At 41.9% G+C, this 23181-nt stretch carries 17 protein-coding genes; 9 read left to right on the top strand and 8 right to left on the bottom strand.

Annotated features, from left to right (window positions below):
• The first annotated feature begins 143 nt into the window (after positions 1 to 143).
• Positions 144 to 1421, top strand: a complete 1278-nt coding sequence (locus ACRHOZ_RS14915) for a POTRA domain-containing protein (RefSeq protein WP_431126995.1) — start codon at positions 144 to 146, stop codon at positions 1419 to 1421.
• Positions 1422 to 1494: 73 nt separating this feature from the next.
• Here ACRHOZ_RS14915 and ACRHOZ_RS14910 read toward each other — a convergent pair whose 3' ends face one another.
• The 3 genes from ACRHOZ_RS14910 to gltX all read right to left on the bottom strand — a co-directional run bounded on the left by ACRHOZ_RS14910 (position 1495) and on the right by gltX (position 5316).
• Entirely contained in the window at positions 1495 to 2427 is a 933-nt protein-coding gene (locus ACRHOZ_RS14910; protein WP_431126993.1) for an SPFH domain-containing protein, read from the bottom strand.
• A gap of 98 nt (positions 2428 to 2525) precedes the next feature.
• On the bottom strand, positions 2526 to 3749 hold the full coding sequence (locus tag ACRHOZ_RS14905; RefSeq protein ID WP_431126991.1) for a hypothetical protein: 1224 nt from the start codon (positions 3747 to 3749) through the stop codon (positions 2526 to 2528).
• Between the two features lie 58 nt (positions 3750 to 3807).
• Positions 3808 to 5316, bottom strand: coding sequence for a glutamate--tRNA ligase (gene gltX, locus ACRHOZ_RS14900; protein ID WP_431126989.1), 1509 nt, complete (start codon positions 5314 to 5316; stop codon positions 3808 to 3810).
• A gap of 141 nt (positions 5317 to 5457) precedes the next feature.
• On the opposite strand from gltX, the gene ACRHOZ_RS14895 reads away from it, so the two are divergent.
• From ACRHOZ_RS14895 to ACRHOZ_RS14875, 5 genes are all read left to right on the top strand, one after another.
• The gene (locus ACRHOZ_RS14895; RefSeq protein WP_431126987.1) at positions 5458 to 8886 is read left to right on the top strand and encodes a hypothetical protein; all 3429 of its coding nucleotides are present in this window, start codon (positions 5458 to 5460) and stop codon (positions 8884 to 8886) included.
• Positions 8879 to 9298, top strand: a complete 420-nt coding sequence (ybeY, locus tag ACRHOZ_RS14890) for an rRNA maturation RNase YbeY (protein WP_431126985.1) — start codon at positions 8879 to 8881, stop codon at positions 9296 to 9298. The genes ACRHOZ_RS14895 and ybeY overlap by 8 nt, the downstream gene beginning before the upstream one ends.
• A 2-nt stretch (positions 9299 to 9300) precedes the next feature.
• Positions 9301 to 11169 carry a tRNA uridine-5-carboxymethylaminomethyl(34) synthesis enzyme MnmG gene (gene mnmG / locus ACRHOZ_RS14885; RefSeq protein ID WP_431126983.1) on the top strand — a complete coding sequence of 623 codons (1869 nt, stop codon included), beginning with the start codon at positions 9301 to 9303 and terminating at the stop codon, positions 11167 to 11169.
• 149 nt (positions 11170 to 11318) lie between these two features.
• Complete coding sequence (locus tag ACRHOZ_RS14880; RefSeq protein ID WP_431126981.1) at positions 11319 to 12149, top strand: class I SAM-dependent methyltransferase; 831 nt, start codon at positions 11319 to 11321, stop codon at positions 12147 to 12149.
• 238 nt (positions 12150 to 12387) lie between these two features.
• Positions 12388 to 12894 carry an OmpH family outer membrane protein gene (locus tag ACRHOZ_RS14875; RefSeq protein WP_431126980.1) on the top strand — a complete coding sequence of 169 codons (507 nt, stop codon included), beginning with the start codon at positions 12388 to 12390 and terminating at the stop codon, positions 12892 to 12894.
• Positions 12895 to 12947: 53 nt separating this feature from the next.
• Here the strand turns inward: ACRHOZ_RS14875 and ACRHOZ_RS14870 are convergent, their stop codons facing one another.
• The 3 genes from ACRHOZ_RS14870 to ACRHOZ_RS14860 are packed head-to-tail and all read right to left on the bottom strand — an operon-like array spanning position 12948 to position 16521.
• Positions 12948 to 14939 carry an amidohydrolase family protein gene (locus ACRHOZ_RS14870; protein WP_431126978.1) on the bottom strand — a complete coding sequence of 664 codons (1992 nt, stop codon included), beginning with the start codon at positions 14937 to 14939 and terminating at the stop codon, positions 12948 to 12950.
• Between the two features lie 22 nt (positions 14940 to 14961).
• Positions 14962 to 15357 (bottom strand): DoxX family protein, encoded by a 396-nt coding sequence (locus ACRHOZ_RS14865; protein ID WP_431126976.1) that lies wholly within the window; start codon positions 15355 to 15357, stop codon positions 14962 to 14964.
• Positions 15358 to 15369: 12 nt separating this feature from the next.
• Positions 15370 to 16521 (bottom strand): ATP-binding protein, encoded by a 1152-nt coding sequence (locus tag ACRHOZ_RS14860; RefSeq protein WP_431126974.1) that lies wholly within the window; start codon positions 16519 to 16521, stop codon positions 15370 to 15372.
• Between the two features lie 132 nt (positions 16522 to 16653).
• Between ACRHOZ_RS14860 and ACRHOZ_RS14855 the strand changes: the two genes are divergently transcribed.
• From ACRHOZ_RS14855 to ACRHOZ_RS14845, 3 genes are all read left to right on the top strand, one after another.
• Positions 16654 to 17844 carry a phosphoglycerate kinase gene (locus ACRHOZ_RS14855; RefSeq protein WP_431126972.1) on the top strand — a complete coding sequence of 397 codons (1191 nt, stop codon included), beginning with the start codon at positions 16654 to 16656 and terminating at the stop codon, positions 17842 to 17844.
• A gap of 118 nt (positions 17845 to 17962) precedes the next feature.
• Entirely contained in the window at positions 17963 to 19594 is a 1632-nt protein-coding gene (locus tag ACRHOZ_RS14850) for a LysM peptidoglycan-binding domain-containing protein (RefSeq protein WP_431126970.1), read from the top strand.
• 12 nt (positions 19595 to 19606) lie between these two features.
• Entirely contained in the window at positions 19607 to 20596 is a 990-nt protein-coding gene (locus tag ACRHOZ_RS14845) for a DUF4837 family protein (RefSeq protein WP_431126968.1), read from the top strand.
• A gap of 86 nt (positions 20597 to 20682) precedes the next feature.
• On the opposite strand, the gene ACRHOZ_RS14840 is transcribed toward ACRHOZ_RS14845, so the two are convergent.
• Both ACRHOZ_RS14840 and ACRHOZ_RS14835 read right to left on the bottom strand, forming a co-directional pair.
• A complete protein-coding gene (locus ACRHOZ_RS14840; RefSeq protein WP_431126966.1) occupies positions 20683 to 20853 on the bottom strand; it encodes a DUF6747 family protein in 171 nt (56 codons plus the stop codon).
• Positions 20854 to 21114: 261 nt separating this feature from the next.
• The gene (locus tag ACRHOZ_RS14835; protein WP_431126964.1) at positions 21115 to 23175 is read right to left on the bottom strand and encodes an OmpA family protein; all 2061 of its coding nucleotides are present in this window, start codon (positions 23173 to 23175) and stop codon (positions 21115 to 21117) included.
• Positions 23176 to 23181 lie beyond the last annotated feature (6 nt).

The following is a 23181-nucleotide window of genomic DNA, read 5'->3' as shown; positions in this document are numbered from 1 at the left end:
TGGTTTCTGTCCACTTCATCTTTTGGGAAAGTACTGCTTTAGGGTGTGAGGAGTAGTTGCAGGAGAGGCGCTTAAAACAAAAAACGCCCCTAAACCTGTAGGGTGGGTTGTGATTTCTCGTCTTAGTACTAAAATTTGCTTTGATGAGAAACTTTATTTGGGTTGTCCTCCTTTTTTACGGAGCGCACTCGTATGCACAAGAACAAGAAATACACAATCTGGAATTTGAAGGACTAAAACGGACAAAGGAATCTTTTTTGCGAAGGTTGGTGAAGGTAAAACCCAATGCTGCCTATGATACTATTTTGATCAAAGAAGATATTGAGCGTTTGAAAAGATTACCTGGAATTGCCAACGCTTCTTCCTCAACCCGGAAAACTAATGATGGGATTGAGGTGCTTTATGAGATAGAGGAAAATTTTACCATTATCCCCGGTCTTCGAATTTCAACCGACAATAATGGGGAGTTTGCTTTTAGATTGTCCGCTTTTGAATTTAACCTATTTGGCAACAACCAACTTTTGGGTGGATTCTATGAACGCGACGTTTTTGATTCGTACGGGATTTTTTGGGAGCATCCATTTTTGTTTAGCGATAAGTTGGGTATAGGGTTCAACTATCAAGACCGAACAACACAGGAACCTGTCTTTTTTGAAGAGGGAACAGAAAACTATCGTTTCAATGCTAGAAATGTTGAGGGAGCGTTGTTGTTTTCTTTTGACTTTAACAATGAAGCAGAACTTGGCGTTTCTTATGTAAAAGAGCAATATGATTTTTTGGGCGAAGACGAAGCTGTTAATGATCTGTTGTTTCTTGAAGCTGACAAACTTATTTATCGAGGTCAGTATCGGTATGTGGATTTGGATATCGACTATCAATATTTTGATGGGGTGATCAATGAGTTTACTGCACAGTATATTGATTTGTTGAACGGCGACGCATTGGGAAACCAATTTTTAAAATCCTTTGTGTCGCTACGTAATGATGCCATCTATTATAAAAAGATTGGGCAAAATGGAAATTGGGCAAGCAGATTGCGTTTGGCAACCACTTTTGGCAACGAGGATTCACCTTTTGCGCCCTTCACTTTGGACAATCAGTTGAATATTCGCGGAGTTGGAAACACGGTTGATAGGGGAATTGCTGCAGCGGTGTTGAACACAGAGTATAGGCACACCCTATATGAAAAGGGATGGTTTGTATTGCAGGGAAATGCTTTTTTGGATACGGGCACATGGAGAAATCCAGGAGAAGGGTTTTCCGATTTATTCGATAGCAACAACATTAGGGTGTACCCAGGCCTTGGGGTTCGGTTTATACACAAGCGAATTTTTAATGCGGTTTTCCGATTGGATTATGGTTTTGGTTTGGGAGACAATGCCACCAATGGGATTGTCTTTGGGATAGGCCAATATTTTTAGGTTAAAGGACATACAATCAATTAAAAAGGGGAGCAATTTAGCTCCCCTATGAATTTTGGTCAGGCAGATTTGCTTATTCCTTTTTCTTGGTAACCCCAGTTTTTTTCATCTGCTCCCCAATCATGTTGCTTGCCGTAAATGAAGCCACCATATTGTTCAACATGTCACTTCCAGCTTGAGGGGAGTTGGGCAATAAAATCAAATTGGTGTTGGTTTCCTCACCAATGGATTGTAAGGTGTCGTAATGTTGTGTAACCACGATTAAGGCGGACGCCTCTTGCGAGTTGATGCCAACCTTGTTCAACACCTCCACAGATTCTTCCAAACCTCTGGCTATTTCTCGACGTTGGTCTGCGATACCCTGCCCCTGAAGTCTTTTGCTCTCGGCCTCGGCCTTGGCTTTTTCCACAATAAGAATCCTAGCGGCATCACCTTCAAACTGGGCTGCGATTTTTTCCCGTTCAGAAGCGTTGATTCGGTTCATGGCTTCCTTCACTTGGGCATCAGGATCAATATCCGTCACCAAAGTTTTAATGATATCATATCCATATTCCAACATGGCATCTTGTAATTCGGACTTAACCGCAATGGCAATATCATCCTTTTTAACAAAGACATCATCCAACTTCATCTTCGGAACTTCGGCACGCACCACATCAAAAACGTAGGAAGTAATTTGATCATGTGGATATTCAAGTTTATAGAAAGCCTCATAAACTTTTTCCCTAATGACCACATACTGAACAGAAACTTTCAGTTTCACAAATACGTCGTCCAGGGTTTTGGTTTCAACTATAACATCCAGCTGTTGAATTTTTAGGCTTAACCTTCCAGCTATACGCTGAATAAAAGGAATTTTGAACTGGATTCCGGAATGTCTTACACTGGTGAACCTTCCAAAGGTCTCTATGAGAACAGCTGTTTGTTGTTTTACAATGAAAACTAGGGAGATGAAAAACAAGAGCCCTATAATTATGAGAAGTGGATACACGAAAAAATTGCTCATGGATAAAATGATTTTAGATTAGACGTTTAAGGTACAAAACCCTTCAATATGATAGGTAGGCAAATTGACGCATTTGTTACAAGGTTCAGCGGATGGGATTAAAAGGAAAATGGAATTTTCAAGTTTGCGCCCAGTTGGATGTCCGGTGCATTGTTGACCAACATATCCTGCTGTAGGTAGACCGATATTTCTGTTTTTTTGGTGAAAGAGTAGATTAAGGACCAATAGCTTGGAAATTTATACAGGTGTCTGGCGGCTTCATGCCACCTGGCAATTCTGTCAGGGCTAGACGGAACATAATGACCCTCCTCCTTTTTGTTGTTGTACGGAGTTTGTATGCGATAGTTCAACCCAAAGGAATGGTAGGCACCTTTTGGTGTTTGCTTGGAGTATTCCAAATGGCCTTCAAAACTTCCAAAGTAGGAACTGGTTCCCAAATCAACCTGATTGCTGTTTAAGCCGACAGCTCTTTTTCTTAAAATATTGAGACCCATGCCAACCAAGAATTGACCTTTGCGATTTGGACTAAAGTTTTTTATTCCTCCTACAGAGGCTCCTAGATCCAGGGATGTATTTATAGAGCTAAGGTTTAGTCCGGCGTGTGCGCCAAAGTTGAGGATGATATGTTGTTTCGCCAACAAGTTGGAATAGGTGTAGAAGGCGGTTTCTATTCCTGAGAATATGAAGGAACCTTCCGTTAGGTTAAAGGAGTTGCCGTGGCGGTCAATATATTGGATTTGAGCCTGATCCATTCCCAGCGCCCTCCGCCCAAAGGGATCCTCACCACCAGCCACATTGCTATGAAAAAATTCAATAAACTGGTCTCCTGTTATGGTTGAAAACGGAAATCTTCCCGTGGTCAATAGAAAGGACCGAGCGGAAACTTTAAGTTCGTTTCGTTCGTTCAACGGTATGGATAAGGACAACCGGAAATCTTTGATCACCCCATCATATTGGAAGAAGTAATATTCGGATGGACTCTCTAAGGCATTGAATCGAGAATTGCGGCTGTAAAACGAAAGAGCTTCCATTCTTGCTTGATCTGCTGCTAGGCTTGGGACAAAAACATCAACGGCTTGTCCCCAAATATTGCCGCTACTCAGGTGAATGTCAAACAGAGTTGCATTGTCTGGTCTGGATTTAAAATTATGCGGCAAAGTATAAAACAGTATTCCAAAAGGGTGGGTGGCCAAGGTGTTGGGTTTGGAAATACCATTTTTGAGGTGAAGGTCGTTACGTTTATTTTGGGCTAAAGTTGCGTGAAAGGGGTACATGACCATAATGCATACAAGAAGAAGCACTAAGTGTATGTACTTGTACATGAGGTTTTTAGGAAGGTTGGTTATCTTCCTAAAAGTAGGGATTTATTTTTCTGCGGGCTTAATCAAGGGCTTTTATCCCCGATTCAATACGGTTTATCGATTCTTTCTTGCCCAACAAGGCAATGATGTCAAATAAATGGGGGCCTTTTAGGTCGCCCACCAACAGCATTCTTAGTGGACCCATGATCTTTCCGAAGGAAAGTTCACGGTCGGTGATCCAAGTTTTGATGTTGGATTCCAATGATGATGAACTCCAATCATTGGTATCGGAAATGAGTTGGGCCACTTGTGTCATAAGATGGGAGGTGCCCTCCTTCCATTGCTTTTTGGCTGCCTTTTCGTTGTAGGAAGTGGGAGCTTGGAAAAAGAAGTTTCCCAGTTCCCAGAGGTCTTTAGTAAAGTCCGCCCGTTCTTTGATAAGACCAACTACAGAGGTAACATATGCCTTATCTGGGATTTGATCCGGTTCAATATGTCCTGACAGAATGGGCATGAAATCAGATGCCAGACTTTCATTACTTTTTTGCTGTAGATAATGATGGTTGTACCATCTCGTTTTTTCTGGATCAAAACGCGCACCGGATTTGTTTACGCGATCTAGACTAAAGCTGTTTATTAATGAGGCCAAATCGAAGATCTCTTGCTCTGTGCCTGGATTCCATCCAAGCAGCGCCAGAAAGTTGACAACAGCCTCAGGAAAGTACCCAGCTTCTCTATAGCCTTCAGATTCGTTCCAGGTTAATGGAAATATTGGGAAACCACCTTTCTCTCCATCCCGTTTGCTGAGTTTCCCTTTCCCTACAGGTTTCATAATCAATGGAAGATGGGCGAACTCAGGAGCTTTCCATCCAAACGAGTCGTATAGGAGTTGATGCAGGGCCAAGGATGGCAACCACTCCTCTCCACGGATAACATGTGAAATTTCCATTAAATGGTCATCCACAATATTGGCCAAGTGGTAGGTAGGCATCCCATCACTTTTGAAAAGGATTTTGTCGTCCAGGACATTGGTGTCGATTTTTATGGTCCCTCTTATGCTGTCCTGTAGCTCAAGAAGTTGGTCCTGCGGGGTTTTAAAACGAATGACATAAGGCTCCCCAGATTCCAATCGGGTTTGGACCTCCTCTGCTGAAAGGGATAGGGAGTTGGTAAGTTTTAATCTGTTGTGCCAGTTATAAATAAATGTCTTCCCCTTAGCCTCATGATGTTTTCTGTGGCCATCAAGGGTGTCTGGCGTATCAAAGGCGTAATAGGCATTCCCTTGATCTATAAGCTGAAGCGCATACTTTTTATAGAGATCTTTGCGCTCACTTTGACGATAGGGTCCAAATCCACCCTCTTTTCCGGGGCCTTCGTCAAATGGAATCCCGCACCAATTTAGGGCTTCAATAATATAGTCTTCGGCACCTTTCACATACCTATTTTGGTCTGTGTCCTCAATACGCAGGACAAAATCTCCGTTATGTTTTTTAGCAAACAGATAGTTAAAGAGAGCGGTACGAACACCGCCTATATGCAAAGGGCCTGTTGGGCTGGGGGCAAAACGAACCCGAACTTTAGTGGGCATAGTCATTTTATTTGCCTGCAAAGATAGTTCGGTTTAAAAGACGAAAAAAGGCTTAATCCTATCCGTTTTAGGCATTTTGTATGGGTTTTAACAAATAATTTTCGATCGTATTGTGTCGTATCGGGTATCTTGGTTATAAATATGAAAGGGTTGGGTGAGTATCAACACATATTGGATAAGCTAGAGGAGTTCACAAAAAAGTTCTATACCAAACGCCTAATTAAGGGAGTGCTACTTTTCGTGTCCTTGGGCCTGTTGTTTTGGTTGCTTGTTTTGTCCTTGGAATATATGTTGTGGTTGAATCAGCAAGGCAGACTTGTGCTGTTTAGTGTCTTTGTGGTGGTTGAGCTTGTGCTTTTGTATCACTTCGTTGTCGTTCCTTTGATTTTCCTGTTCGGCTTAAGAAGGGGAATTTCAAATAGGGATGCAGCAAGAATTATTTCCAGGCATTTCCCGAATGTTAGTGATCGACTTCATAATCTGTTGGATTTAGCAGATGACACAAACTCCAGTGAACTTTTATTGGCCAGTATTGATCAGCGGGCAAAGGACCTGAAGCCTATTCCTTTTGCTCGCGCTGTTAAGGTAATGGAGGGATTTAGATATTTGAGATATTTGATTATTCCAGCTGTGTTATTGGTAGGTTTTTGGGTTCTAGGGGATATTGGTTCTTTAATGAGTTCCCATTCTCGAATTGTTAATTATGATGTTGCGTATGAAAGGCCCGCTCCTTTTAAGTTTGTTCTGCTAAATGATAAGCTTGAGGTTTTGGATTCAGAGCCGTTGGAGATTAAGGTGGGGGTTGTTGGTGATGCTATTCCAGAGGATGTTTTCTTGGTGACTGAGGGCAAGGAGATTTTGATGAAGTGGGATGGAGGTTCTTTTGTTCATTTGGTTAATTCACTTAGTGAGGATATTAGCTTTTATTTTAGTGCCAATGGATGGGATTCCCGGGTTTATGAGATACGCAAGTTACGGAGCCCTGTTCTAAAGGATTTTGTCATGAAGTTGAAGTATCCTGCTTATTTGGCTATGCCTGATGATGTGATTTCAGGCACGGGTAATGGCGCAGTTCCAGAAGGAACCCGAATAGATTGGATGATAGAGGGGAGCAATGTAGATGAGGTGAGATTAGGTTATGCCGACACCTTGGTTTTGATGGATGAATTGGAAGATGGATTTCATTGGAGGAGGCAGATTTTTGAGGATTTTAGGTACGAGGTATCAACTTCAAACGGGGATGTTAGGGACTATGAGCGATTGGGATATGAGATAGAGGTAGTGAAGGATGCTTATCCTACATTGGATATGGAACAAGCTGGAGACTCATTGAATCCTAATGTGCTTTGGTATACCGGTTTGGCCAGTGATGATCATGGGATTAAGGAAATTAGGGTGGTGTGTAATGTAGTAGGCGGTATAAAGAATCCCCAAAGGTTGGTTTTAGAGCGGCCCAATACTGCCGTTAGGGAGTTTTATTACACATTTCCGTCTGGATTGAGGCTGGTAGAGGGCCAGGATTATCTGATTCACTTTGAGGTGGTTGACAACGATGGTCTTCGTGGAGGAAAGGTTTCTAGAAGCCGGAGCTTTAGAACTAAGATTTATAACGATAAAGAGTTGAAAAACAAGGAGTTAGATAATGGCAAACAGAGTTTAATAGATTTTGAAAGGTCTTTGTTGGAGTATAAAAATAATGGGCAGGCGGTAAGTGAGTTTAGTAATGAGGAGGTTGTAGATAAGAAATCGTCTTTTGAAAAAGAGGGAGTGATAAGGGAGCTGTTACAAAAGCAAGAGGCGCAGGAATTGATGATGGAGAAGTTTGCCAAGGATTTAAAAAGGAGTGTTTCTGAATCGGATAGAAATGATGAGTTTAAGAGAATGCTTGAAGAACGTTTGGAACGGCAAGAATTGGAAGCTAGAAAGAACAAAAAGTTGTTAGAGGAACTTAACGAGATAGCTGATAAGATTAACAAAGAGGAGTTAAAGAACAAGCTGGAAGAGTTGAGCAAAAATCAAAGTTCGGGCGCTCGGAATTTGGAGCAAATTCTGGAACTTACAAAAAGATATTATGTAACGGAGAAGATGAAGCAGCTTTCTCAGGAACTCGAAGGGCTATCTGATGAGCAAAGTAAGCTTTCGGAAGAAGAATTTAAAGAGGATTTGGGCGGGGAAAAACAAGACGATTTAAATAGTCAGTTTGAAAAATTGTCCGACGAGATTGATGAACTAAGGAAGGATAATCAGGATTTACGTAAGCCTGTTGGCCTTGGTGTTACGCCTAAGGATCAGAATAGGGTTAAGGAAGACCAAAAGGATGCATTGGAGGAGATACAGAGGGGTGCTGATAGTGAACAAGGCATAAGTGAAGATGAGGATGGGGAAAGAGCCAATAAGGTAAAGCAGAAACAGAAGTCTGCCGCTCAAAAGATGAAGGAAATGAGTAAAGCGTTAGGAGAGAGTTCTTCTGGAGGTGGAGGTTCGAACATTACTGAGGATGCCGAAATGTTACGGCAGGTGTTGGACAATTTAGTCGTCTTCTCATTCAAGCAAGAAACCTTGTTTGACAAGGTTAGTGAGTCAGATGTTGATATTTCACGCTTCTCGGAAACCGTTAGGGATCAGAAGGAACTTAGGAGACTGTTTGAACATGTTGATGATAGCTTGTTCGCGCTTTCACTGCGTAGGGTTGAGCTTTCTGAGTTTGTTAATGAGGAGATAACGGAGGTTTATTACAATATTGATAAGGCATTGGAAAGTATTGCTGACAACCAAGTTTATAAGGGCGCTTCGTACCAGCAGTATGTGATTAATGCTACTAATTCTTTAGCTGAGTTTTTGGCAGATGTTTTGGGGAATATGCAGCAGAGTATGAAGCCTGGTCAAGGAGGTGGTCAGGGCAGTGACTTTCAACTTCCAGATATTATTCAGGGACAGCAGAGTGTAAAGGATAAAATGAACGGTTCCTCAGGTCAGGGTAAATCTGGTAAGGAGGGCGAACAGGGGGGTGCAAATGGAGAAGGTGACGATGGAAATGATAGAGGAAAGAACGGGAAGCAGGAAGGCAAGCAGGGTGGCAAAGAGGGTAAAAGCGGTACAGAAGGTAATGGTTCTGAATCTGGTGGCCAAAATGGATCTGGTCAGGGGGATGAATTGGGATTGAATGAAATTTATGAGATTTATAAACAGCAACAGGCACTTCGAATGGAATTGGAGGAGCAGTTAAATAATTTGATTGAGAAATCGGATAGAAATTTGGCCAAAAAGCTGGTTAGGCAGATGGAGGATTTTGAAAACGATTTATTGGAAAATGGGATTACCCAAAGGACTCAGAATAAAGTCAACCAAATCCAACATGAATTGCTTAAACTGGAGAATGCCGCGTTGAAACAAGGTGAGAAGAAAGAAAGAGAAAGTGACACCAGCAGAGATCAGTTTTCGAATCCTATAACTACCAAACCTTCACTCTTGAATAGGGGGAACAATAACATTGAGATTTTAAACAGACAAGCCTTACCTTTGCGGCGAAATTATGAAAACAGGGTAAAGGGTTATTTCAATAATGATTGAGTTTCATTACAAAGCCGATTTTGATCTTGAGGAGCCGCAAAGGTATGTTGATTGGATAGAAAGGGTTCTTAGTTCTGAGGCTTTTGTATGTGGGGATATAGATTATATTTTTTGTTCGGACGAGTTCTTGTTGAACCTTAATCAAGAGTATTTAAACCACGATACTTTTACCGACATTATTACATTTGACTATACAGATGCAAATTTGATTTCTGGGGATATTTTTATATCCGTAGACAGGATAAAGGAGAATGCAGCTAAGTTTGATGTGGCTTTTAAAAATGAGCTTAAGCGGGTGATGGCACATGGAGTGCTGCACCTTATGGGATATAAAGACAAAGGCACAGATGAGGCTAAAGTCATGCGACAGAAGGAAGAGGAAAAGATTAAATTGTTCCACGTGGAACCATAGGTATGTTTGAGAAGGAATATGACGTAATTGTTGTAGGCGGGGGGCATGCAGGAGCTGAAGCTACAGCTGCAGCCGCTAACATGGGATCTAGGACCTTACTGGTAACCATGAACCTGCAGACCATTGGTCAGATGTCTTGTAATCCGGCCATGGGCGGTATTGCAAAGGGCCAGATTGTAAGGGAAATTGATGCTCTGGGAGGTTATAGCGGAATTATAACTGACAAGTCTGCAATCCAATTTAAGATGCTCAATAAATCCAAGGGTCCTGCAATGTGGAGTCCTAGAGCGCAGAATGACAGAATGAGGTTTGCTGAAGAATGGAGGATTGCTTTGGAAGGAACGCCAAATGCGGATTTCTATCAAGAAATGGTGTCCGGACTATTGGAAGAGAATGGTAAAATTGTTGGAGTCAGAACTTCTTTGGGAATTGATATTAGAGCAAAGGCCGTGGTTCTTACAAACGGAACTTTTTTAAATGGATTGATCCACATAGGAGAAAAACAATTTGGCGGTGGTAGAGCAGGGGAAAAGGCTGCCACGGGTATTACTGAACAGCTAGTTGATTTTGGTTTTGATAGTGGCAGGATGAAGACGGGAACACCACCAAGAGTTGATGGAAGATCGCTGGACTATTCCAAGATGATTCCGCAACCAGGAGATGCAAAACCGGAAAAATTCTCCTATTTGGACACACAGAAATTGACTTCTCAGAGAGACTGTCATATGACCCACACAAGTGCATTGGTTCATGATTTGTTGAGAGAAGGTTTTGACCGCTCTCCAATGTTCAACGGAAGAATAAAAAGCATTGGACCTAGATATTGTCCGTCCATTGAGGACAAAATTAACCGCTTTGCGGACAAAGATTCCCATCAAATTTTTGTGGAGCCTGAAGGATGGAATACAGTTGAGGTTTATGTAAATGGTTTCTCAACTTCGTTGCCAGAGGACATCCAGTATAAGGCCTTAAAATCTGTAAAAGGATTTGAAGAGGTTAAGTTTTTTAGGCCTGGTTATGCTATTGAGTATGATTATTTCCCTCCAACGCAATTACGACACACCTTGGAAACCAAATTGGTGGACAATCTCTACTTTGCGGGTCAGATAAATGGCACTACCGGATATGAGGAGGCGGCATCGCAGGGACTAATGGCTGGAATCAATGCGCATCTTAAGATCAACCAAAAAGAGCCTTTTGTGCTTAAAAGAGATGAAGCCTATATAGGGGTGTTGATTGATGACTTGATTACCAAAGGAACCGAGGAACCGTATAGGATGTTTACATCAAGGGCAGAATACAGAACTCTATTACGTCAAGACAATGCCGATTTAAGACTTACCCCCAAAAGCCATGAGATTGGGTTAGCAACGGAGGAGCGAATGAGAAAGATGGAACAAAAAGAAGCTCAGTCTGATAAGTTCATTCAGTTTTTTAGAAAAACCAGTTTTGTTCCAGAGGAGATAAATCCAATTTTAGAATCATTGGATTCTTCCAAAGTAAAACAATCCGACAAGTTGTTTAAAGTTTTTTCCAGACCAAGGGTAACTATGGACCATATGCTACAATTGGAGTCGGTTTCAAAATTCGTGGATGAAAATGATTTTAATTCTGAAATTTTAGAGCAAGCCGAGATACAGGTTAAATATTCGGGTTACATAGAAAAGGAAAAAAACAATGCCGATAAGTTGCACCGCCTGGAAAATGTTCGAATTCCTGAAAACTTTGATTATTCTCAATTAAAATCACTTTCATCCGAAGCCAGGGAAAAATTAAAAGCGATAAAACCCGTTACAATCTCTCAGGCTTCTAGAATAAGTGGGGTTTCTCCTTCCGATATTAGTGTTCTTTTGGTTTTCTTAGGAAGATAGCTCAAAATGTTCCACGTGGAACAAAATATACCCTTAATTATTTTATCTGTTTCTTTCAGCTGGGAATATCTAAACAATCTTGTTCTGTTCAAACAAGCTTATAGCGTATCTTCGAAATCCCAGAAAGAAATTTTAGTTTTCACTCTTTTATGAAGTTGTTTCTAAAAACCAAAGATTATTCCGTCTCCAACGAAGAGTTTGATTTGCTCTATGATTCGGAATTGGATATGTTGGTTACTCAACCACAACCTGAAAACCTGTTTCAGTATTACGAAAGTGAAGCCTATATATCCCATACAGACGCTAAGACTTCCGTTGTGGATAAGTTATATCAACTTGTAAAGGGGTTTAACCTCAGGAAAAAGATTCAAATAGTTGAAAATCAGAACATTAGAGCCAAAAAACTCTTGGATTTCGGTGCCGGCACAGGGGATTTTCTAGCCACCGCTAAGGAAAGGGGATTTGAGGTTTATGGAGTAGAACCTAATCAAAAGGCCAGGGACAGAGCCAAACAAAAGGGAATTGAACTTAGCGAAAGCCTTACAGATTTAAATAATAGAAAGTTCGGGGTGATTACCTTATGGCATGTGCTGGAACATCTTCCAAATTTGGAAGGGCAACTGAAGGACTTAAAGGAGCTTTTGGAAGAGGATGGTTTATTGGTTGTTGCCGTACCCAACTATAAATCCTTTGATGCCAAACACTACAAATCGCATTGGGCCGCCTATGATGTACCTAGACATTTATGGCATTTTTCAAGAACATCCATTTCCAAGTTGATTGAAAGGCATCAGATGGAGGTAATCAAAACACATCCAATGATTTTTGATTCTTTCTACGTATCCCTGTTATCAGAAAAATATAGAGGAAACAAATTTTATTTCTTTAGTGCATTTTTAATTGGTCTATGGTCCAATATAAGTGCGCTTTTTAGCAAAGAGTATTCATCAGTGATTTATCTCATCAAAAAGAGGCAATAGCCATTTTAAGCTGATTTACGGACATTTCGGGCTTTATGGCAAATATCTGCCAGTGTTCAAAAAATAAGCGCACAGTATGCGCGTTAAGACTTCAAGAAAATAATTGAACCTTATCGATTCCTCTTGAAACAATAGATGTTTTCTATAGACTTATATTGAGGCCATACCGACTTATCAAAAAGATAATGAGGAGCATTAAAAAAGCTTTTCTATTTTAGCGCATCCTTAAAAGAAAAAGATGAAAAAATTAGTGATGGTTGTTTTGGCGATGAGCGCAATGGCTTGTCAACAGAACAAAATTGGATATGTAGATAATGTTAAACTACTGGACGATTATCAGGAGAAAGTAGATATTGAGGCAAAATACAAAACCAAGGTTGATGCCTTGACCAAAAAAAGGGATAGCATTTCCCAAGCTTTTCAATTCGAGCTTCAAGAGTTTCAGACCAAGTCGCAAAAAATGTCCCAGAAAAGTGCACAGGAGGAGTACGCCTTACTGCAACAAAGAGGGCAATTTATGGGACAGCAACTACAACAGGAAGAACAGCAATTGCAGTTGAGCAGTCAAACCGAAATGGACTCATTGGTGAGCAAAGTAAGAAAAGAGGTTAAGGAGTATGGGAAGGCCAATGGCTTCACCTATATTCTTACTGGGGGAACAGGAGGCGCCGTGCTTTACGGACAAGACCCTCAAAACCTTACGGATGCCATTGTCAAAATCTTGAACGACAAGTACAAAAAGTAAGACCTAAAATAAAATCAAATTAGGAAATGGCCCGTTCTTTTGAACGGGCTTTTTTATTTGTAATGTTGAATACCAAGAGCGCCGTAAAGTTCCTTTGCATCGAAAACTTTGCCGTCCTTGATGGTAAGCTCCACCCGTCGGATATCACTAATGTTTTCTGCTGGATTTCCATCAACTAAAACCAGATCGGCCATTTTCCCTTTTTCAACGGATCCCAACCGATCTTCCATACCAACATTTTTTGCGGATACAATGGTGGCAAGTTGAAGTACTTCGTTGGCAGGAATTCCTGCCTTAACATAGTTTTCCAGCTCCTTGTGCAAAGCAAATCCTGGCATGGCGTCCGTACCAGGAAGAAGCGTGATCCCATTGGAATGCAGGTTCTCAAGAATTGCCAAGAGTTTGGAAAAAGAATCCTTGTACTGTTGTTCCTTCCCTTCGGGAATGGGAAGCCCCCCAGAATAATAGCCACGTTGAACTTGGATGGGCAGACGGTCTATTATCGCTTCGAATTGTGGGTCTGGCTCTCCGGCTTTTGTAGAGAACATGCCCTCAAAAATGGAAACTGTGGGATCTATTTCTATTTCCTTCTCCTTTAAAAGTTGGACAAATGCTTTGAATTCGGCCCCATCCAAATCCAAATTATGGGTGTTTTCGGCAACAGCGGAAAACCGCAAAGGTGTTCGGGTATCAATAGTATCGGACAAGAAATTCAAAGCGACCATGTTTACGTGCTGAATCTCATCAAAACCATCTTTTATCGCATCTTCGGCCAACATATGTGCAGGAATATGACCACTCAGTTTCATGTCCAGGTCATGGGCTTTTTGTGCTAGCGGTTTTACCCAGGAGGGGTCAATGGAACTATAGAGTTTAATTTGTTGATAGCCATTGTCCTTGTAGTTTTGGATTGCTTCCTCTCCCTCGGCAACATTGGTAATGGTAAGGCCTGGTCCGGCAAATGGCCCTTTCTGATCTATGAACCCGGCCAAGGTGACTACCCGAGGCCCAATATTACTGTTCTCGTCAAATTGTTTTTTGATTTCCAAAAGCTCCATGGAATTGGCCATGTCCCTAACCGAGGTCACTCCAGCGGCCAAATGCAATATGCCATCCTCCTTTTGCACATGGCAATGGTTATCAAAAAGTCCTGGCAAGAGCGTTTTTCCAGTTCCATCAATTATTTTGGTTCCTTCGGAAAGGTTTGGAGCCACACTGGAAATTGATTCAATTAGGTTCCCATTGACCACCACATGTTGGCCAGGAACAATACGCCCATTTTTTGCATCGAACAGGTTCACATTTTGAATTAGGGTTTTGGCTTTGGGAGTTTCGGTTAACTCCTTGGCCAAGGAAGCGAAAAACGCATCTTCCTTTTTCTTCTGGATATCCAACAGGGATTCTATCATTCCGGAATGTTCTTCAGAAATGATGCTCAACCACGAAGAAACAGAGGCAAAAATCCGATCATCCTCATCAATCCATTCATAGAATGGGGTAAACCCAAAACCTGTGATTTCAACTAGGCGCAACGGAATGGAATCCACAGTAATATTTTCAATGTTTGAAATGGCTGCGGTTCCACTGGGGAGTAATTCAATGGTATGGTTTTCAGCAGAGAGTAGGCGACGAATCAACAATTCGTTATCCCCAAGCGTACTGTTTACACTGGAATAAAACGGACTACCGTCTGTTTCTTTTTCACCAGCTTCGGAGGTGCTTTTCCATTCTGCAGCACCATTAACGTAGGAATAGGTCTCTGCTACCGTATCTTTTAAATAATTGACTCCAGAAATTTCCAAATAGGAAATGTTACCCGCCTTATCCAATCTGATTTTTTCCAAGATCTCCGGGCCTCTTCCCCTGTCATTAAACTCAAAAGTATAGACATAGTTGCCCAAGGAATCCATTGAGCTGGTATGGGAACCGGCAAGGTTGTCGCGCATAAATACTTGATAGGTTTTGGAAGCATATTTCTTTTTAGTGTCGGATTCTTGACAGGAAACCAAGAGCGCTATCAGAAGTAAGGGAAAACACGTTTTCATGAAGTTGAATTTGACTAAAATGTTATTGTAGAATGTAAACCAAAAAGATGGCCAAAATAAGATAAACCACAATGGTCTTGGCGCCTTCATAATCCTTTGCAATTCGTTGCCCAAGAAGCAGCATCAATAAGGTGATGGAGGAAAGAACCGCACCACAGAATGCCATGGAGCCGCCTCCGGAATATAGAAATTCATAAATACCAATGGCACATAAAACTCCTGAGGCCAATTCGGCAAAAAGAACTACACCAAGGAGTACGGGCACCATTGCTTTGAAGACCGTTTTGGAAAAGTGTCCAGTAAGCCAGCTTAGATTGCCCTTCCAATCCAAAATTTTGTCAAATCCGCTCTGTAAAAATGTAATGGTGAGGCCTGCGAGCAAAAGAACTTGTGCCGCATTGGATGTAAATTGTTCCATGATATGTTGGTTTTATGCTGCTTTGGTATGAAGCAGACGAGTTAGTTTTATAGATAGGTCGGTAAAAATGATTTTGGCATTCCCATTGCGTTCCACGTGAAAAATGGCCTTTTCCAATTCCTCAACTATGGCCAAAATGTTGTTTTCGTGTACAAAGGGAGCAAACTTGTTGAGGTCAAACCCTTCCAAATGGATTTTTAGATAAACCAAATCATTGGCATTGTAATTCAGAAGCAGGGCTTGTCTCATAACAGTAATGCAATAGTGTAAAAACTGCTTTTGCACTTCCCGTCCAGTTTTGGCCACTTCATCACTCCACATAATAAGTTCTTGAATAGCAGCTTTATTGCCTTTTGCCTTAAAGGCGCTTCTTACCCATTGTACAAACCAGCGTTCAAAAACTAGATCTTCAGAATCTTTATTGAGCAGATCCAGAGCCTTATTGAAGTTGCCGTTGGCTTCTTGTGCAATGGAATTGGCCTCGGCATCGGCCACACCCTTTTGTAGCAAAGCATTTAGAATTGCCGTTTCGGGCAGGGGTGGAAAATGTAAAATTTGACAGCGTGACCGAATGGTATTGATAATCAACTCCTCATCCTCCGCAATTAGAAGAATAACTGTTTTTTCTGGTGGCTCCTCAATCAGTTTCAGCAGTTTGTTGGAGGCGGAGATGTTCATTTTTTCGGCCATCCAGATGATCAAAACCTTGTATCCCCCCTCATAGGATTTTAAGGAGAGTTTTTTAACTACATCCTGAGCTTCATCAACCCCAATTTGACCTTGCTTCTTTTCTATCCCGATCAAGCGGTACCAATCAAAGAGATTACCATAAGGTTGATCCTGCACAAACTGACGCCATTCTTCCAGATAATGATCGCTGACCGCATGGGATTTAACCTTGTCCGAATTCGATACCGGGAACGCAAAATGAAGATCGGGATGGGTCAGTGAATGACATTTGGTATTGCAGACCACATCGCCCCCCTCATTTTCTCCGCCAGTGTTTCCGCAAAGAAGATATTGTGCATAAGCAATGGCCATGGAAAGTGTTCCGCAACCCTCAGGGCCAACAAAAAGTTGGGCATGCGCAACCCTTCCGGTTTCTGCAGTGGTCACCAGGTGTTTTTTTATGTGCTCGAGGCCCAAAACGTCTTTGAACAGCATAAGCCAAAGATACATTTTTTAGGTTCTGTGTGGTTTCCCATCTTTTTTGTTGAAAGTTTAAAAATATGGCCCATCGCCAAGGCAGGAAAAGTAGGAAATCTTTACATTTGGGCTTACCTTAAACCAAGATAGATGAAGACCATAGACGATTATAATTTTGAAGGGAAGAAAGCACTGATCCGTGTTGATTTTAATGTGCCGTTGGACGGGGATTTCAATGTTACCGATACCAGTAGGATTGAGGCAGCCAAGCCAACCATTCTTAAGGTTTTGGAAGACGGGGGAGCTGCAGTTCTGATGAGTCATTTGGGTAGACCTAAAGGACAGGCCAATCCGGACATGTCATTGTCCCATATCGTTGAAAAGGTTTCAGAAATTATTGGGGTACAGGTAAAATTTGCCAATGACTGTATTGGAGACACTGCGGAAGCGGCAGTCTCTGAGTTACAAGATGGTGAGGTATTGCTTTTGGAAAACCTTCGTTTTTATGCAGAAGAGGAGAAAGGGGATCCAAGTTTTGCAGAATCACTTTCCCAGTTAGGGGACATTTATGTAAATGATGCCTTTGGAACGGCGCATAGAGCGCATGCCTCAACAACCATTGTAGCCAACTATTTTACGGAGGCCAAATGCTTTGGGTATTTGTTGGCCAAGGAAATCAAGGCGATTGAAAAGGTGATGCAAACGGGAGAGAAACCTGTTACCGCCATTTTGGGCGGGGCCAAAGTTTCGTCCAAGATTACCATTATCGAAAACATTTTGGACAAAGTGGACAATTTGATCATTGGTGGTGGAATGACCTATACGTTTGTCAAGGCACAGGGAGGCAAGGTAGGCGATTCCATCTGCGAGGATGACAAAATGGAATTGGCCCTGGACATTTTAAAGCAGGCCGATGAAAAAGGAGTAAAGATTCATTTGCCTGTGGACGTTTTGGCGGCAGACGCATTTGACAATGGTGCCAATACCCAGTTTTTGGATGTGAACCAGATTCCCGATGGCTGGCAGGGTCTGGATGCTGGGCCACAAACCTTGGAAAACTTTAAGCAGGTAATTTTGGAATCCAAGACCATACTCTGGAACGGACCTGTAGGTGTTTTCGAAATGGAAAGCTTTGCCAAGGGAACCATCGCCGTAGGAAATGCTATTGACGAAGCTACCCAAAGCGGGGCGTTTTCTTTGGTTGGTGGAGGCGACTCGGTAGCCGCCGTGAAGCAATTTGGTTTTCAGGAGAAGGTCAGTTATGTGTCCACAGGAGGAGGTGCCATGTTGGAGAGTTTAGAGGGCAGAACCCTACCTGGAATTGCTGCAATATTGGGCTAACCCACACGTTATGAATTAATAGGAGAAATCCTAAAAGTGTTAGGTTTTTGATCGAAAACTTTAATTTTTCGGAAAAAAACCCCATTTTCGTTTGCCCCAAAATCAAACCCAATCCAGCATGAACCAAGTTTTTAGAAAAGCTGTTGTAGTGGCGCTGATATTCTCGGCTCCATTGATTAACGCCCAAGAGGCCAAGTCTACAGAGACTGCCCAAACCGATTCTGGGAAGCAAAACACACAGATTGCCGATTCCGTTTCTACCCCCAATGCAAGCTCATTCGAGATAAAAAATACCGAAAAACCCATTGATGGTGTTCAGGTTATTGAAACCAATGGCGATAAGAAATATGTCTTGAAGGACAGGGAGGAGGCCAGAAAATATGACAGTCTTTGGTTAAGGGAATTGTATAAGAGCGCCCAACTGTTTAGTGAGTTGGAGTTGGAAATTATCAACCCGAACGAGGAAGAAATTGAAATGGTAGACTTGCCAACAGACACACTCAAGGCAAGGTTGGCGCTTTTGGACGAGAAAACACCGTTCAATATTTCGTACAACTCTTCTTTGGAATCTGTTATCAAATCCTTTTTGGTCAGAAAGAAGGACTTGATGCAGCGCATGATTACGGCAAGCCAATTTTACTTTCCATTATTTGAACAGGAACTGGACAACCATGATATTCCGTTGGAAATAAAATATTTGGCCATTGTGGAATCTGCCCTAAACCCAAAGGCGCGTTCCCGAGTGGGCGCAAAAGGCCTTTGGCAATTTATGTATGGCACGGGAAAAATGTATGGGTTGGACGTAAGCAGTTATGTGGATGAGCGCCATGACCCTATTTTGGCCACTAAGGCAGCCAGTAAATACCTGTCCAAATTGTATGACATTTTCAATGATTGGGATTTGGCCTTAGCCGCCTATAATTCTGGCCCAGGAAACGTAAACAAGGCCATTAGACGTTCTGGAGGATATAAAAACTATTGGAACATCCGCAGAAATCTGCCCCGTGAAACAGCAGGGTATTTACCCGCGTTTTTGGCGACCATGTACATTTTTGAATATGCGGAGGAACATGGCTTACATTATAAAAAGGCGGAACGACCCTATTTTGAAACCGATACAATCCATGTAAAGCAACTGATAACCTTTGACCAGATTTCCAAGTTGGTGGACATAAGCACCGAAGAACTGGAAATGTTGAATCCTTCCTACAAGCTCAATATCATTCCAAAGGTAAAGGGAAAGGACTATGTATTACGATTGCCAGTAACCAAAATTGGTCAGTTTGTAAGCAATGAGGACGAGATTTATGCTTTTGTAAAAAAGGAGCTGGATTCTCTGGAAAAACCTTTGCCGCAATTTGTAGAGACCAAGAACCAGATTCGATACAAGGTTAGAAGTGGGGATTATTTAGGAAAGATTGCAGAGCGATACGGCGTTGGGGTTAGCCAGATCAAAAGATGGAATGGATTGCAAAGCAATAACTTGAGAATTGGGCAGCGGCTCACTATTTTCCCGAGAAAGCCTTACATTCCCAGTAAATCAACTTCCAATTCAACGACTTCAAAGGCCAGTTCCGGTTCAGTGGCTAGCGGCAACAAGGTTCATACAGTGCAAGAAGGGGACTCCCTTTGGACCATTTCCAGAAAATATCCTGGTGTTTCCATTGAAAATCTTCGAGAATGGAACGGTCTTAGCGGGAACAATCTTAAACCCGGCACAAAACTTAAATTGTGCGATTGTTCTTCGTAAATTGAACACGATATGAAAAAATTTGGAACACTATGTCTCGCCATTTTGCTTATGGTTGGGATGTCATGTGGGGATTCTGGCCCCAAACAACGCTTTTTACCCCCCTCAACAGGGGGAATCAATTCTTTGATGGTTGTAATGGATACCGAACTCTGGAAGGGTGGTATAGGAGATAAGGTAAGGGAGCATTTTGCCGCACCTATATTAGGTCTTCCCAGGGCAGAACCTAAGTTTACCATCACCCAAATACCACCTCAAGTATTTAAGGGAGCTACTGCGTATTCACGATCTGTTCTTTTTGTGGAACAAGATTCCGTATCCGCAGCGCATATTAAGACGAACATGTATGCCAAACCTCAAAGGATTGCAGTGGTCACTGGGGAAACCTATAACGATTTGGCTGGTAATTTGGACTCTATTGCAGGAATGGCCATTGCCGCTTTTAAAAAAGTAGAAATTGCAGAAGCCCAGCGGAGATTCACCCGATCGCTTACCAAAGAAACGGTTTTCGAGGACGAATTTGGAATCAGCTTAAAGGTGCCTTCGCTGTATACAGTTGGAAAGCATGAAGATAATTTTGTTTGGATGGATATCCAGATACCCAAAGGCTCCATGAATATTTTAGCCTATGAAATGCCATGGGACAGTTTTGCCACGGACTCCACTTTTGTGCAGGATATTGTAAAAATGAGGGACAGTATTGGAAAGAAATACATTCCAGGACCTTATGATGGCACATATATGATTACGGAAAAGGCTTTTTCGCCTTATGTTTTCCCGGCTCAAGTTGGTGGAAAGAAGGCAGCAGAAACAAGAGGAACCTGGGAAATTGAGGGTTATCCAATGGCAGGCCCTTTCGTCACCTATATTATCAACGATAAGGAGAACAATAGAAAAATGGTATTGGAAGGTTTCACCTTTGCCCCTAACGAGGAAAAGCGGGATTATATGTTCCAACTGGAGGCCATCTTGAAGACAGTGGAGTTCAAATCGGGACCTTGAGGAAATAAGATAAAACAGATACAGAAAAGCCCAGTATGCCGGAACATACCGGGCTTTTTTGTTCTCTAAATGCTTAAACGTAATTTTTAGTCAAAGGCAAATCCTGTAGCAATTCTGTAAACAAAAGCGTATAGCACTATAAAGAACATAATGAAACAGAACCAGGAAAAAGCCTTAAAATATTTTTCCAATAAAATGTGTCCCAAGTTTCGGAATCCGTCCAAATAAATTTCTTTAATGAGTAATAGTTTTTTCATAAGTATAAGTTTTAAGATTTAAAGACATTACAAAGATTATGCAAGCCCAAACAGATCAGAAAACAATGGGATGAACGGGCATAAAAATTTGATTAATGCAATCAAATCAGCGGAAAACCCTACTAACGTAAAAGTTTCATCGACCAACGGTAAGGCGAGGGATGTTGCTTTATCGAGGGACTTGATCGATAAAGTGCATGCATGGATTTATAAACTAAAAAAGGCCCCATTTTCGGGGCCCAATATTTGGTTGATTAGTTGTTACATGTTCACAATGATAAATTCCGATCGGCGGTTTTCGCTGTGTTTTGTTCTGCCGCACCGTACTCCATCTGAGCAGTCGTTGAGCAGCTGCTCCTCTCCGTAGCCCACAGCACTTTCTATCCTGCCGGGGTCTATCCCATGTGCAATAATATAATCCCGTGTTGATTTGGCCCGTTTGTCAGATAGGTATTTGTTGTACGCGCGGGTACCAATTGCATCGGTATGGGATTCAATTTTGATGACCATATCGGGGTATTCGGTCATGACCGCTACCAGTTTGTCCAATTCTTGCGCTGCTCTAGGCTTAATGTTGAATTTGTCAAAATCAAAATAGATGGTTTCCACCTCCAACTTTAAGACTCCCTCATCTTCTGCAATAATCTCTTCCACGGGTATAAGCGATTGTATCAATGAGACATCCTCATTTTCTTTGGTATCTACGTTGGTGGCGGCATCAAAATAACCCTTTTTAACAGTTTTTAATGTATATCTGGAAACTGGTTGAAGGTTTTTAAAGATGAAGCTTCCATCTGACTGCGTCCGCAATTGTGCAACTTGGATGTCGTCCTTATCAAAGAGCATAACTTCGGCCTCGGCAATGGCTTCACCCGTTAGGTCGTCCAAAACATTTCCAGAAATGGCATTGAGGTTGAGGATGTTTTTAAAGGAATAGATATCGTCATCTCCCTTACCTCCTTTTCGGTTGGAAGCAAAATATCCTTTTTCACCACTTTCTTCTATAATATAGGAGAAATCGTCTCGATTACTGTTTATGGGCTCCCCAAGGTTGATACCCACACTAAAGATCCCATCAACATGATCAGACTTATATATGTCCAATCCGCCGAGCCCCATGGTTCGGTCTGAAGAGAAGTAAAGCGCATCATTGGTGATGTAGGGAAACATTTCTTTTTTGCTGGTGTTGACGGTACGCCCCAAGTTTTGGGGCTCGGAGAATTTCCCATTCTCAAGAATGTCCGCCACGTAAACATCAGTTCCGCCAAAACCACCCGGTCTGTCCGAGACAAAATAAATCTTCTTCCCATCGGGGCTTACAGAGGGGTGCCCAGTGGAGTAATCTTCGCTGTTAAAAGGCAATTCAACAGCCTTGGTCCATTCACCATCCACTAGTTGGGACTTATAAATTTTAAGGTGGTTGATTCCATTTTTACCCCGCTTTAATTTTTTCCCATAGTTGTTACGGGTAAAATAGATGGTTTTTTGGTCAGGGGAGAAGGAAACGGAAGCTTCGTGATATTTGGTGTTGATTTTCCTTGAGAACTTTTTAGGCTGGGTCAGGTTGTCGTTTTCAACATCCGCTTTTGCCACATAAAGGTCTAAAAACGGTTGATTGTTCCAGCGGTATTTTCTGGTGGTCAGAAAGGAGGAATCCAACGAAGAAGCAAAAACCACTTCATTGTCCTTGTGAAACATGGGTGAAAACTCGGAATATTTGGAGTTAATGGCCAAATTCTTTACCTCCACCAATCGAGGACTTTTCCAGGAGTTAGGGTCTTTCCCTAGTTCGTTCAAGGGCTCATTTCTTTTTTGTCTGAACAGTTGTGTAAGTTTGGCCGCTCTGCGGTAACGTCCGGTGCCCTTAAGAGCATGGGCATATTTAAAAAACTTTTCTTCGGAGATATCGTCGGTAAAGGTCAAATACAATTCGTGGTACCACTTATAGGCCTTTTCCATATTGCCTGAGAAGTAGTGAGAGTCCCCTGCCCTGGACAACAGCTCAAAAGTGTGCTCTGCTTCACTTTTTTCAAGAACAATGTCGAAAATGCGTGCTGCTTCTGCATACCACATCTTATCAAAGAATTCGTTGGCTTGCTTTATAAGCTTTTCCGTTACTCCTTTTTTGCGCACAAATTTGGATAGGGATTTGTTGCTCATCCCTTCCAGATGTTTTAAAAATGCGGTTTGGGAGGAATATGTTTCGCGAACGCTTTGGGTTTCCTTGTAGAGATCTTCATCCTCAAATTGCAAAAAGGACACAGATTGGGCATTAAGCCCCAAGGCCAGCATTAGGAATAAAATAAAAATAGGTCTTTTCATAGTCCC

It is taken from the genome of Flagellimonas flava, from assembly GCF_050617915.1.
Taxonomy (GTDB): domain Bacteria; phylum Bacteroidota; class Bacteroidia; order Flavobacteriales; family Flavobacteriaceae; genus Flagellimonas; species Flagellimonas flava_A.
The sequence above is the reverse complement of the archived record's forward strand: the minus strand, read 5'-3'. Positions and strand labels throughout refer to the sequence as shown.